Source organism: Leptospira borgpetersenii serovar Javanica, from assembly GCF_003046425.1.
Lineage (GTDB): Bacteria > Spirochaetota > Leptospiria > Leptospirales > Leptospiraceae > Leptospira > Leptospira borgpetersenii.
This window is the reverse complement of record NZ_QAJG01000008.1, coordinates 1-12,287: the sequence shown is the minus strand read 5'-3', so window position 1 is coordinate 12,287 and position 12,287 is coordinate 1. Positions and strand designations below refer to the sequence as shown.

The window sequence follows — 12,287 nt, the reverse complement described above, 5'->3', positions numbered from 1 at the left end:
CAGGATCTCCCGGCATAAAACCCGAAGAAAGTCCGTCCACAAAGAAATAAAATTTCATCTTATTTCTTAAAACAAAACAGAATTACCCTAATTTCACTTAACGCAGATCACATTATACTTCATCGTTCCCGGGCCGCTCATCTCCGAACCGTCTTTGAAATTAATCGAAAAGTAATAACCCGTTTCTCCGTCTTGACTCGAAGACCAGAAAATTCCCGCACTTCGTAACTTTTGCTCCGCTCTCTTGCTGAAAGTTTTAAGCTGATCCTTTCCGGGAAGACGTTTCCCTTTTTCTTCACAGATTTCCCTTGCTTCAGCCCAAGTTGCAGATCGATGAAACGCATCGTCCCAACCGCGTTTTCCATAAATGGGAGTTTTGGTATGATAATTTTCGCAAATGAAATAACTGAAAATTCCTAACAACAAAATACTGATGGTAAGAATCACGCGTACTACCAACTTTCCACTTTCTCGAGGTATTCTTACCTTAGGAGCGGAATTTTTCTCCATCGCAAGTTCCCGACTTTTGCGATGGAATTCTTGATTTCTTTGAAAATTCTTTCCTTGTTGTTGGCGCTGTTGGTGAGAATATTTTCTATTTCCTTCTCTCTGTTCGTTTCCACCTCGGTTGGAATCCGTATTGTCTCGATTCCCTCCCGGACCTTTTTGATTCGAATTATGCTTCTTTCTGGGAGGCCTTCTTTTGTTTGCCATTTGGACCTATGTCTTTGAATTTAAGAATTTCTTCTTGATTCGTACCAGAGAAACGATGCGTTGTAAATTAAAATTTCAATCCTTCCAAGAACACCGCTTTGCCGTCGAAAATTGAGGTGAATCTTCCCTGCAAACTACGAAGATGGTAAACCATGGAACGCATTCGTATTGGATTGATCGGAGCCGGAACCGTAGGATCAGGCGTTATCGAAATTCTTAAAAAAGAAAGTACCTCATATCGTGAAAAATTCGGAATAGAGCTGGTTCTTTTCTCCGTTTGTACTCGAACCCCTGAAAAAATTAAAAAAGAACTCCAGAATTTTCCAAATTGTAAACTGGAATCCGATTATCAAAAAATTATTACCGATCCTGAAATCGATATGATTTTAGAACTTGTAGGTGGAACGGAGATCGCCTACTCAATTGTAAAAGAAGCTTTAAAGAATGGAAAAACGGTGATTACTGCAAACAAAGCTTTACTTTCTCAAAAAGGGGATGAATTGTTTTCTCTCGCTCAAGAGCTGGGTCTAGAAATCGGAATGGAAGCATCCGTAGCAGGAGCCATTCCAGTGATTCGCTCGATCAAAACCGCGCTTAGTTCCGATTCGTTTCTTTCTTTATATGGTATTCTTAATGGAACGACGAATTTTATCCTTTCTAAGATGGAGTTAGAACATTTGGATTACTCGGAGGCTCTTCGGATCGCTCAAGACCTAGGTTTCGCAGAGAAAGATCCCACGTTCGACGTGGAAGGAATTGATACTGCTCACAAAATTAGTATTTTGGGAAGTTTAGCATTCTCCGAAAAAATTCCTTTACAGAGCATACAAATCGAAGGTATAACAAAGATTAGCAAATTAGATATCCAATTTGCGAGTGAACTCGGTTATAGAATTAAACTTCTCGGGCTGGTGCGAAAGCTGTCTCATCGAATCGAAGCCAGAGTTCAACCTGTGATGATTCCGGTCAAACATCCGTTTGCAAATATTATGAACGAGATGAATGCGGTTTATTATCAAACCGTATACGCAGGACCGGGAATGTTTGTGGGAAAAGGAGCCGGATCTTTGCCGACCGCTTCTTCAGTCGTTTCCGATGTGCTTTATTATGGGGCGAGAAGAAACAAAGGCCTTTCTCGGGAAAAGAATCTTTTTCCACAAGCAACGATCTCGGAAGCTAACGGCTCCCTAGTACGTTATTATCTCAGGTTTACTACCGTGGATTTACCCGGAGTTCTTTCTGAAATTTCTAAGGTACTGGGAGATCATGGAATTTCGATTTCTTCGGTGAGACAAAATGAAGCTGAAAAAGAACCCGTTGAAGTTGTTGTGATTACACATCCTGCAACGGAAGAGAATATAAAAAAATCATTGAAGATCATAGACGAGCTACCTTTAATCCGGCATACTTCGGTCGCAATTCGACTAGAAGACAAACTCTGAGCATTCCTTGAATAGAACGGGAGGATTTTAAGTTATCTTTGTATTCAGAGAAAAATAAGAAAGGCTTATATTCTTCTTGATCGGAGTAAGAAAATCCTCTTTCAGTTTTCTAACCTAAATGTGAATCTGTAGGATTTTCCGAATAGTCCGTATAGTAGAATTTGAAAAAAATGTTCTCATAAATGCATACATTTGGAATATGAAGGTGTAATTCGGGAAAAAGAAAGAAAATTTATCCGGAAAAAATTTAAAGGAATTTTCATGGCGAAAGTAGAATTCGATTCATTGTACATTGAAACGATAAGGACAAGCCTCCCCGATAAGGAAGTCCAACTTGTTGTATTCAACGGAAAGGTAACCAACTCCAATTCTTTCGAGATTTCCCGCAAAATTCATTTTATTTTCGAAGAGGAGATTTATAACATCATCTTAGATCTTTCCAATCTCGAATACATCAACAGCGTGGGGGTTGCTACGATTCTTACCTTGATCAAAACTGTGGATCAACATTCCGGCAAAATTGTAATCGGTGGCCTCAATCATTTTTTGGAAAACGTAATCCGTTTAATGGAACTTCCGAAAAAAGTACAGATTTATCATTCCATTGAGGAAGCCAAAAAAGCCTTTTCTTCTTAAGAATTAGAATTACTTTTCTTCACGCAAAGCTTTCTAAAATCAATCATACCCAGTCGGCTCTCCGTAACCACAGGTTCTAAATTTAAAATGAGCTGGGCGTACTGAAGAAAAGCGGGCCACACCAATTATGCCGAGGCGAAAGGCAAATAAATGTTCCACAAAGTCGACCCTCACAACTTTTCTGCAATAGGATAGTTCAATCGGGGCAAATTGTAGATTTTCTCTTCCAAAAGATCCAGAAACGCTTTTAATCCCCAACCTTGATAGGCAGAAACTAAAACCGTATCCGAGTGAACGTCGATACCCAACTCCTCCTTCAAATCTGCGATCGCTTCTAACCCAGGGCCATGATTTATGGAAGGATGGGAAAAAGTTTTATAACCGTTAGAATCGCTTTCAGTCTTCCAAGTTTTGAACTTTTCGAAATTATCAATTTTGTTAAACACTTGAATCATCGGTATATGAGAAAGTTCTAATTCTTCTAGAATTTTTTCAACAGCCTCCATCTGAAGTTTATAATCCGGATTAGAAACATCCACAACGTGCACCAAAAGATCGGAGTCTCCCAATTCTTCCAAAGTCGCCTTAAACGCATTGGAAAGCTCGGGTGGAAGGTCGTGAATAAATCCGACCGTATCGGAAATAATAATTTCTCTTTCTTCTGGAAAACGAATTCTTCTCGTGGTAGGATCAAGTGTAGCAAAAAGTTTGTTTTCGGAAAGAACCTCACTGTTTGTCAAGGCGTTTAAGAACGTGGATTTTCCCGCATTCGTATAACCGACAATGCCGACTGCGGGTAACTCATTTCTTTTTCTTTGCCTTCGATTAATTTCTCTTCGTTTTTTGAGAGACTTGAGTTCAACTTCGAGTCTCGTGATTCGTTCCTCGACTCTTCGTTTTCCAATTTCAAGTTTTGTTTCCCCGGGTCCCCTTCCTCCGATTCCACCGGTCAATCTAGACATGTTATCGTCTAATTCCGTGAGCCGTCCTTTGAGATATTTAAGTTGAGCTAATTCCACTTGAAGTTTACCGTCTCTGCTCTTCGCATTTCTTGCAAAAATATCGAGAATGAGCTGCGTTCTATCGATTACTTTGATGTCCGCGATATCCGAGATCTTTTTTGCTTGAGAAGGTGTAAGTTCAAGATCGAATACGAGAAGTTCCACGTGCTTCTGAATCGCTTTCAAAATAATCTCTTCGAGTTTTCCCTTTCCCAAAACCGTCGAAGGATCGAGGCGGTTCTTTCTCTGTATGAATGTATCCACGACATGAACTTCCGCTGTTCTACAAAGTTCCTTCAATTCTTCCATAGACAAAGAAGGATGTCTACCCACACTTCTTTCAGGATAAACTCCCACCAAAAAAGCGCGATTTTCCTTTTGAGCGTCTTTTAGATTTTTTTTCGAACGGGAAAGTCTGGATTCTATTTCTAAAATTTCCTCAAGAATTCCTTCGGTCAATTGTCCGGGATATTTTTTGGGAAGAACACTCCAGAGGTCGTCTGATTCCGGATTCAGATGCGCGGAATAATAACCGTTCGGATTTCCGGAAGTATCCATGACCACAGCGGTTATATAGTCTAAACGCAACAAGGCCAAATCGGTTAAATCCTCTTGGTTTAAAGATTCTCCCTTTAAATGAGTATGAACCAATCTAAGACCTCGAAGCCTCGCTTCGGAAGTGCGAAGTCTATCCAAAAAAGGAATCTCGATCGAATTATCGGAACCGACCAGCACATGGGTAACGTAGCCGGATCGATCAATTAGAATCCCGATTTGTTTGCCGATTTCTAAGGATAATTCGCAGAGTGTGCGCGCAAAATCTTGACTAACGATCACATCTTCCCGGATTCTTTTTTCGGAAATTTTTTTTAGTCTTTGGATTTGATTGGATTTGAGGCCGTTAAGGTTACCGCTGAGCTTACTAATACAGACATTCTCCTTTAGCTGAAAGTTAACAGGTTTTCCAATTTCCGTCAAGCATTCCTTTCGGTTTCCGGAAATCATGCTTGTCACGGAAAAAGATAAGAAAAACCTGAAGAATCAGTCAAATTTATGAGTAGTTCCTTTACAGAAAACTTTACGTATCAAAGGTATCCAATGTCTTTATATTCAAAACTTAAGAACTTATATCTTTGCATTATTCTTTGTTCTTCTCCAAGTTTAGTCGATTTGAAAGCGGAATCGAATGCTCCTCCTTATCACAACGCTGATCTTCCAAGGCAGATTGACGCCTCAGATAACTTCGCTGAAAATTCCGACCCGCAAGAATCAGCCACAAACGAAAACGCTTCCGACGGTTTAAGCGTAGACGATCCCAGGAACCTTACCGAAGAATCGGACGGAGTTTCCTCCTATGAAAAAATTAAAAGAAAGGACCTTACACCGCAAGAACGACAAGAAATCGAATACGATCTACTGATTAAAAAAGGTATCCTCTCCGTTTTTCGAGCCGAAACCGAAAAGCGTTATAAAACTCTGGATCGGATCGCTCTTACTCATCCGATTCCAAGGGTTAGAGCCGCGGCGGTTTTAGCAATCGGCAGAATAGGCAAAGGAAGAGTAAAAACTCTACATCGTGTTATCGAAAGAGACGGAGAAACAGTCAGACAAGCCGCCTATAAAGCATTAGCCGATATTGGATCCCCTTCTTCTCTGAATTACTTTTTCAGCGGAATCAAATCCAACGATCCGGACATTCAGTTTTCCTCTTGGAGAGGAATGGGTAAAACCAAGGATCCTTCCGCAAGAGACGCACTACTACGTCAGGGGATTCGTTCTTCCAGACGTGAAATTGTGAAGTCCTCCATACTAGGGCTCGCCGCATTTCAGATAAACGAGGATCTCAAACTTTTCAAAACATATCTGAATTCCGACGATCTCGAACTTCAAAAAACCGCAATCGAAGCCCTGGGAATCCATAAAACCCGAGCTTCATTAAGAATCTTAGAACAAACCATGGAAACAAAACCCGAATTCGCAAAAGACATCATAGAGGCGATCGGCAACAATACGAGTCTTTATGGAACATATTCGTTTATTAGAATATTGGAAAATTCAACTTCCGAAGAATTGACTCAAAGGATTTTGGCGCAATTGTATCTCAGGAAGGCTTTTTATCAATTCGGGACCGTAAAGGTGGAAAACGGCTTCTCCCAGGAAAATCCGTATCCCACATCCCGCAAACTACGCGATCTTTCCGCCGGAGAAGTCGGAAAAATTCTGAAAAAGAACGATCGCAGATTCATCCAAAAAATCGGAGATAAATTCGTGGAAGATTATTATTATCTTCTTCTTTTAGAATCCAAAAATCCGGAAAGTTATTACGAAACGTTTCAGTCCTGGGTATTCGGAGCATATCTGAAAATCAGAACGATTACAGCCCCGCATAAAGAGCCGAAAGGAAGAAAAGTCAGAAAATCTCCAAAAAAAAAGCCAAGCTACAAATTCACTCCCGCTTCTGAAATGGAAGAAACCGATCCGGCTCCCCCAAACCAGAACGAAGGGTCCTCTACGGAAGAAAGCCTTCCTTTAGAGAACTGATTCAAAAGATACATTTGATTTTAAAGAAGTGGAAAGGAAAACCACCTTTCCTTCCTTCAAAGGGGCTTTCGGAACCATCCAACCGATGCCCGCAAAGTAAGGCAATATCAAAGAAGAGAAAAACATTATTCCCGGAAAATCAAAACCGGTCGTTGCAATGATTTTATTTCCTCGATAATCGTCTTTATGAATCTTCCGGATCATCCAAAGTCCCGAAGTCTGAGTTTCCATAGTGATGTCGGTTACAATCGTATGAAAAAGTTTTTTACCCTTGGAATAAATTTCCCAACCTTGGGCCGCGTTCACGGCTCTTATAACTTCAAATCCTTTTTTCTCGAACCAAATTTTTAGATTGTCCGCATAACGATCATTGTCATCCACGATTAAGACATTCTTCTTCATGGTAATACCCCATTGTTGGTCGCAAATTGATTGTCGGATAATTTTCGATAGATTCCGTTTTGCTCATATAAGGAATTGTGATCTCCTTCTTCCACGATCTTTCCATTGTCCATCACGACGATCCTCGAAATGTCTTTGATGGTAGAAAGTCTATGGGCGATTACAAATGTAGTACGGTTCGCGTACAATCTCCGAAGTGCATCGCTGACCAATCTTTCCGATTCAACGTCGAGGGCAGAAGTGGCCTCGTCTAAGATCATGATCTCGGGATCTCGAAGGAGGGCTCTTGCGATTACAAGCCTTTGCCTTTGTCCGCCAGAAAGATTCAATCCACGAACTCCTAAAATACTATCATACCCATTATCCATCTTTTTGATGAAGTCGTGTGCATGCGCAAGCCTAGCCGCACGAATCACATCCTTACGAGTTGCGCCCGGTTTTCCGTAAGCGATGTTATCCGCCACGGAACCGTGAAAGAGAAAGATATCCTGAGTTACGATCCCGATTTTTTTACGAAGATCTCCGAGGCTGACATCTCGAATATCGATTCCGTCGAACTCGATCGATCCCGATGAAGGATCAAAAAACCTCGGTATCAGGTCCATCAAAGTGGACTTTCCACAACCGCTAGCACCTATGAGAGCAACTGTTTCTCCCCTTTTCACTTTGAGATTGATATCTTTTAAAACTGCTGTGCCAGTTCCAGGATAAGCGAAAAATAAATTTTTAAACTCTATGTTATATGCGAGAGGAGTTGCGACAACCTTACTTTCTCTACCATGATCTTCGGTTTCGAGATCGATGATTTCGAAAATTCTTTTTCCGGAAGCGATGGATTGAGTGATCTTCCCAACCATTTGAGAAAGCTGAGTTAAGGGTCTAAGTAAAAATAGAAGAGTCAATAAAAAGGCCATGAACTCGCCCTGAGTAAATCTCCCATTATAAATAAGGCTCGCACCGGCCGCGAAAAAACCTAGAACCACGATCGAAGAAGTCAACTCTACAAGAGAAGGGGCAATCTGAAGATAAAACTGACCTTTAAAGTTTCTGCGATAAACGTTTTGATTGATCTTTTCGAATTTTTCCTGCTCGTATTTTTCAGAATTAAAAACTCGAATCACTTTGATCCCGGAAATCATCTCTTGAATGTTCGCGTTCAGATCAGCCATCTTTTCCTGAAATCTAGCGGTGGATTTGGTGATTTTCCTAGTAAACAAAGTCACGGGAAGAATGATGACCGGAACGGTAAGACAAGCGATCAACAACAATTCCGTATTCAAATATAATAAAACTATTAAGTGCGTAATCACGTAAAAAAAGTTGATCGTTGCATCCCTGAAATTGCTAGAAATCACGGCTGCAACGATTTCGACGTCGTTGATGATCCTACTCATCATCAAACCGGTTTTTTCCTTAAAGAAATAGGTCAAAGGAAGAAGCTGATTTTTTTCAAAAAGCTCCTGCCGAATGTCGCGTACGGCCTTATAACCCGCGGTCGCGATGCAGAATACGGACAACAGATACGTTATCAACTTAAGAAGATATAAAGGCATCACTATGATACAAATTGACCAAACGACCTCTTTCGGTTCGAGTCCCTTAGTTCTACCATTAACCCATTCTTTTACATCGATCAAAAGAAGTTTGGTTCTTTCGAGTCCGTCCAGGGATTCCTTTCCGAATACTTTTTGTTTCAGAAGAATCCTCTGCTCGGGTAAAGTCATTTGTAATTGAAAACGAGTTTGTTTGTCGTTTCCAAGAGAATCAAATAAAGGAATGAGCGCGGTGAGAGAGACCGCGTTTAAAACGGCTGTCAATAACGCGAAAACGATCCCCAACGTGAATCGATATTTATAATGTACGGAATAGGACAAAAGCCTGAAAAAAAACTTCATAACCCTTGAACGATCGAGGAAAAATTTCTGATCAGATCCAGCCCAGCGCTAGTCATGATGGATTCTGGATGAAACTGAACACCATAAAGATGCTTTTTAGTTTTGTGACGAACTCCCATGATCACCCCATCCGGAGTTTTGGAAGTTACTTCGAGTTCCGACGGGACACTTTCCGGTTGAATTACGAGAGAATGATAGCGAGTTGCAACAAAAGGAGAAGGAATCCCTTTGTAGATGTCTTTCCCATCGTGTTCGATCAAAGAAATTTTTCCATGCATGATGGAAGGGGCGGATACGATTTTACCACCGTGAACAAGGCCAATCGCTTGATGCCCAAGACAAACTCCGAAAATGGGCAGTTTACCACCGAGTTCGCGGATCACATCCAAACAAATTTTGGAATCCTCAGGGCGACCCGGACCAGGAGAAAGAACGATCGCTTTCGGAGCAAGTTCGTTAATATCGCTTAACGTAATTTTGTCATTTCGATAAACTTCGACTTCGTTTCCGATCTGACAAAAATATTGATAAAGATTGTACGTGAAAGAATCGTAATTATCAATTAGGAGAAGCATTATTTCCATTCCCCTTTGAGCCCGTTTCTCGCAAACTCTACCGCCTTTAAAAGAGCCGCCATTTTGTTTTTTGTTTCTTCCAGTTCCAACTCGGCAACCGAATCATATACAACTCCACCACCCGCCTGTAAGAATGCAGTGTCTCCGTAAAACACGATCGTTCGGATGATAATTGCAAGATCGCTTTCTCCGGAAAATGAAATATAACCCAAAGCTCCGGAATAAATCGCTCTTCGAGTCGCTTCCAGTTCGTCTATGATTTCCATCGCACGGATTTTCGGAGCGCCTGAAACAGTTCCTGCAGGAAGAGTCGCACGGATCAAATCATAGACGGACTTACTTTCATCGAGTTCCCCTGCACATTGACTTACAATGTGCATAACGTGAGAATATTTCTCAATCACTTTAAAATCATTCACACGAACGCTTCCGGGTTTACAAACCTTTCCGAGATCGTTGCGTCCGAGATCGACAAGCATAACATGTTCCGATATTTCCTTCGGATCGGAGAGAAGATTTTCTTCCAAAAATTTATCTTCGTTCGAATTTTTACCGCGAGGACGGGTTCCTGCAATCGGACGAAGAAACGTCTGATTGTTCGCATATTTCACCATAATCTCCGGAGAACTTCCTACAATCGTAATTTCACCGAGTCGGAGATAATACATATAAGGACTCGGATTTACTGTTCTTAGGCCGCGATAGATTTGAAACGGAGAAACATCTGGTTTGAACTTCAACTTTCTGGAAGGCACGACTTGAAAGATATCCCCGGCTTGGATGTATTTCTTGGCCTTTTCCACATTTTTTTTATATTCTTCATCCGGAATATTCGGATTCAATTGCATAACCCCGCTTACAACCTTCGGGTTTTTGATCTCTTCCGGAACAATTCCGTTTCGGATTTCATTTTCGATAGAATCGATCTTATTGATCGTGGAATCATAACATTCTTTCAAAGAAGAATGTTCTCCGATTCTTGCGTTAACTACGATTCTTAAAAGATGATCGATATGATCGACCACAAGAAGTTCGTCGTAAATCGCAAAATAACAATCGGGGGCGTTTTCATCTTCCGGTTTCGTATCAGGAATGTTTTCATAATAGCGAACCGCCGCAAAAGACACGAATCCTACCGCCCCACCAGCAAACGAAGGAAGACGATAATCTTGGACGTAAACGTCGTCTCCGAGAAGATTCTCCAAGAGAACCAAAGGATCGTAAGTGATGATTTCCGTAGAAGGTTCGTTTTCGACGGTGATATAAAAAAGACAATTCTTTCCTTGAAGGATACGAGAAGGAGTTTTGCCGAGAAAAGAATTTCTTCCCAGCTTTTCACGACCTTCCACTGATTCCAAAAGAAAGGAATTCTCTGAAGACGCACATCCCCACTTCGCAAACAGGGAAACCGGAGTTTCCATATCTAGAAAAACCTGTTTAAAAACAGGAATTAAATTCCCGCGTTCCGCAAGCGCGGAGAACTCCTCGAATGTGAGAGAAAACTCTTTCAGGAGTTCGGTCCCTCGATTCCCTTTCCATCAGCAAGAAAACGAGAAACGATCATTCTTTGAATTTGAGAAGTGCCTTCGTAGATTTGAAAAATTTTCGCATCTCTCATTAACTTTTCAACCGGATATTCCGTGTTAAATCCGTATCCGCCGAGAACTTGGACGGCGTCCGTGCAAACTTTCATGCACATATCCGCACAGAACATTTTTGCGATCGATGCTTGGTATGTATTCCTGAATCCGTTATCAATTATCCAAGCCGCTTGATAACAAAGAAGTCTTCCGGCTTCGATGTCACGGGCCATTTCCGCGATCATAAAAGAGATTCCTTGGTTATCCATAATCGGACGACCGAAAGTACTACGAGTATTTGCATAGTTAATGGAATGTTCCATCGCAGCACGTGCAACCCCGACAGCTCCAATCGCAACTCCAGGACGAGTGCGATCAAAAGCCCCCATTGCAATTTTAAAACCCTCTCCCTCTCTCCCAACCATCTGCCACGAGGGAACTTTCACGTCTTCGAATGTGATCGCACGCGTGTCGGAGCATTTCTGCCCCATGTTGATTTCTTTTTTCCCTACGATGATTCCGGGAGATTTTGCATCTACGATAAATCCGGTAATTCCTTTATGACCTGCGGAAGGATCGGTTTTTGCAAGAACGAAAAGCCAATCTGCATATCCGGCATTCGTGATCCACATTTTGGAGCCGTTGATGATATATTCGTCCCCGACTTTTTTTGCGGAGGTACGAATTGCCGCGACGTCTGATCCCGCACCCGGTTCGGTCACCGCATAAGCCGCGAGTTTAAATTCCTCCGTCATCGGTTGAATGAATTCTTTTTTGATTCTATCATTTGCCCCGAGAATAACAGGAGCCAACGCAAGGTTGTTTGCAAGAATTGCGGTCGCCACACCGGAACATCCCCAAAAAAGTTCTTCTCCGATGACTACACCGTCCAGTTCGGACATATCGGCCCCATTGAATCTGGATTCTATATGAAGATTCATGAGCCCGATTTCCCAGGCTTTTTTTAAGATTGCAAGGGGGTATTCTCCCGTACGATCGTGATGTTCCGCTTTTGGACGAACTTCTTCTTTAGCAAATTTTCTGGCGAGATCACGCAATTCTTTCTGTTCACTAGAAAGGGCAAATTCCATTTTTATAGTACACCTTGGTCGAAATTGAACTCATCCGATGGTTCCTGGCATTCCCCCGCTTGGGATCGTCGATGCCGGGATTTTATTTTCCGGTACGGCCTTCAAAATCGGTATCGAAACCCAGAATAAAGCTCTGTATGCAAGATCCGAAGGGAATCCTCTACCGTCAAGAAGGTACGAACGAATTCCCATCTTTACCTTTGCTCTTGAATCCAATCCAGACCGAACCGAACCGAGAATGTATTCAAATTTTTTGCTTTTTAAACCTAACTTTCAAATCATTCCCTTTTATAAAAAATCCAACCGTTTTAATTTTAACGTGAATTCGATATAAGAAAGTTTGGGCGAATCATTCGCGAGCTGAAACGTTTTTATAAAAAGCGTTTCGCCTGAATTTTTCAAACTAAAGT

The 12,287-nt window shown here is 41.5% G+C and carries 11 protein-coding genes; 3 read left to right on the top strand and 8 right to left on the bottom strand.

Annotated features, from left to right (window positions below; translation table 11 throughout):
* Positions 1-93: 93 nt before the first annotated feature.
* Positions 94-714 carry an LIC_10572 family protein gene (locus CLV95_RS07950; protein ID WP_002723373.1) on the bottom strand — a complete coding sequence of 207 codons (621 nt, stop codon included), beginning with the start codon at positions 712-714 and terminating at the stop codon, positions 94-96.
* Positions 715-866: 152 nt separating this feature from the next.
* Here CLV95_RS07950 and CLV95_RS07945 point away from each other — a divergent pair, with 152 nt between their 5' ends.
* Both CLV95_RS07945 and CLV95_RS07935 read left to right on the top strand, forming a co-directional pair.
* The gene (locus CLV95_RS07945) at positions 867-2,156 is read left to right on the top strand and encodes a homoserine dehydrogenase (protein ID WP_002723479.1); all 1,290 of its coding nucleotides are present in this window, start codon (positions 867-869) and stop codon (positions 2,154-2,156) included.
* Between the two features lie 261 nt (positions 2,157-2,417).
* Positions 2,418-2,792, top strand: coding sequence for an STAS domain-containing protein (locus CLV95_RS07935; protein ID WP_011669278.1), 375 nt, complete (start codon positions 2,418-2,420; stop codon positions 2,790-2,792).
* Between the two features lie 170 nt (positions 2,793-2,962).
* Here the strand turns inward: CLV95_RS07935 and hflX are convergent, their stop codons facing one another.
* A complete protein-coding gene (gene hflX, locus CLV95_RS07930; RefSeq protein ID WP_002734939.1) occupies positions 2,963-4,798 on the bottom strand; it encodes a GTPase HflX in 1,836 nt (611 codons plus the stop codon).
* A gap of 93 nt (positions 4,799-4,891) precedes the next feature.
* On the opposite strand from hflX, the gene CLV95_RS07925 reads away from it, so the two are divergent.
* Positions 4,892-6,334 carry a HEAT repeat domain-containing protein gene (locus CLV95_RS07925; RefSeq protein WP_002735066.1) on the top strand — a complete coding sequence of 481 codons (1,443 nt, stop codon included), beginning with the start codon at positions 4,892-4,894 and terminating at the stop codon, positions 6,332-6,334.
* Here the strand turns inward: CLV95_RS07925 and CLV95_RS07920 are convergent.
* The 6 genes from CLV95_RS07920 to CLV95_RS18795 all read right to left on the bottom strand — a co-directional run bounded on the left by CLV95_RS07920 (position 6,323) and on the right by CLV95_RS18795 (position 12,069).
* A complete protein-coding gene (locus tag CLV95_RS07920) occupies positions 6,323-6,736 on the bottom strand; it encodes a response regulator (protein ID WP_002734841.1) in 414 nt (137 codons plus the stop codon). The two genes, CLV95_RS07925 and CLV95_RS07920, sit on opposite strands and share 12 nt — an antisense overlap.
* Positions 6,733-8,631, bottom strand: coding sequence for an ABC transporter ATP-binding protein (locus CLV95_RS07915; protein WP_002723347.1), 1,899 nt, complete (start codon positions 8,629-8,631; stop codon positions 6,733-6,735). Before CLV95_RS07915 ends, CLV95_RS07920 begins: the two co-directional genes overlap by 4 nt.
* Positions 8,628-9,206, bottom strand: a complete 579-nt coding sequence (locus tag CLV95_RS07910) for an anthranilate synthase component II (protein ID WP_002723385.1) — start codon at positions 9,204-9,206, stop codon at positions 8,628-8,630. The genes CLV95_RS07915 and CLV95_RS07910 overlap by 4 nt, the downstream gene beginning before the upstream one ends.
* Entirely contained in the window at positions 9,206-10,627 is a 1,422-nt protein-coding gene (locus CLV95_RS07905; RefSeq protein ID WP_002734967.1) for an anthranilate synthase component I family protein, read from the bottom strand. The genes CLV95_RS07910 and CLV95_RS07905 overlap by 1 nt, the downstream gene beginning before the upstream one ends.
* Before the next feature lie 86 nt (positions 10,628-10,713).
* Positions 10,714-11,877 carry an acyl-CoA dehydrogenase family protein gene (locus CLV95_RS07900; protein ID WP_002723370.1) on the bottom strand — a complete coding sequence of 388 codons (1,164 nt, stop codon included), beginning with the start codon at positions 11,875-11,877 and terminating at the stop codon, positions 10,714-10,716.
* A 30-nt stretch (positions 11,878-11,907) separates the two neighbouring features.
* A complete protein-coding gene (locus CLV95_RS18795) occupies positions 11,908-12,069 on the bottom strand; it encodes a hypothetical protein (RefSeq protein ID WP_002723368.1) in 162 nt (53 codons plus the stop codon).
* Positions 12,070-12,287: the final 218 nt, after the last annotated feature.

Excerpts from the sequence above, each read along its gene's own strand:
- CLV95_RS07910 (WP_002723385.1), bottom strand. The coding sequence starts at position 9,206 with ATGCTTCTCCTAATTGATAATTACGATTCTTTCACGTACAATCTTTAT.
- CLV95_RS07945 (WP_002723479.1), top strand. The coding sequence starts at position 867 with ATGGAACGCATTCGTATTGGATTGATCGGAGCCGGAACCGTAGGATCA.
- CLV95_RS07950 (WP_002723373.1), bottom strand. The coding sequence starts at position 714 with ATGGCAAACAAAAGAAGGCCTCCCAGAAAGAAGCATAATTCGAATCAA.
- CLV95_RS07915 (WP_002723347.1), bottom strand. The coding sequence starts at position 8,631 with ATGAAGTTTTTTTTCAGGCTTTTGTCCTATTCCGTACATTATAAATAT.
- CLV95_RS07900 (WP_002723370.1), bottom strand. The coding sequence starts at position 11,877 with ATGGAATTTGCCCTTTCTAGTGAACAGAAAGAATTGCGTGATCTCGCC.
- CLV95_RS07920 (WP_002734841.1), bottom strand. The coding sequence starts at position 6,736 with ATGAAGAAGAATGTCTTAATCGTGGATGACAATGATCGTTATGCGGAC.
- CLV95_RS07935 (WP_011669278.1), top strand. The coding sequence starts at position 2,418 with ATGGCGAAAGTAGAATTCGATTCATTGTACATTGAAACGATAAGGACA.
- hflX (WP_002734939.1), bottom strand. The coding sequence starts at position 4,798 with ATGATTTCCGGAAACCGAAAGGAATGCTTGACGGAAATTGGAAAACCT.
- CLV95_RS07925 (WP_002735066.1), top strand. The coding sequence starts at position 4,892 with ATGTCTTTATATTCAAAACTTAAGAACTTATATCTTTGCATTATTCTT.
- CLV95_RS18795 (WP_002723368.1), bottom strand. The coding sequence starts at position 12,069 with ATGGGAATTCGTTCGTACCTTCTTGACGGTAGAGGATTCCCTTCGGAT.
- CLV95_RS07905 (WP_002734967.1), bottom strand. The coding sequence starts at position 10,627 with ATGGAAACTCCGGTTTCCCTGTTTGCGAAGTGGGGATGTGCGTCTTCA.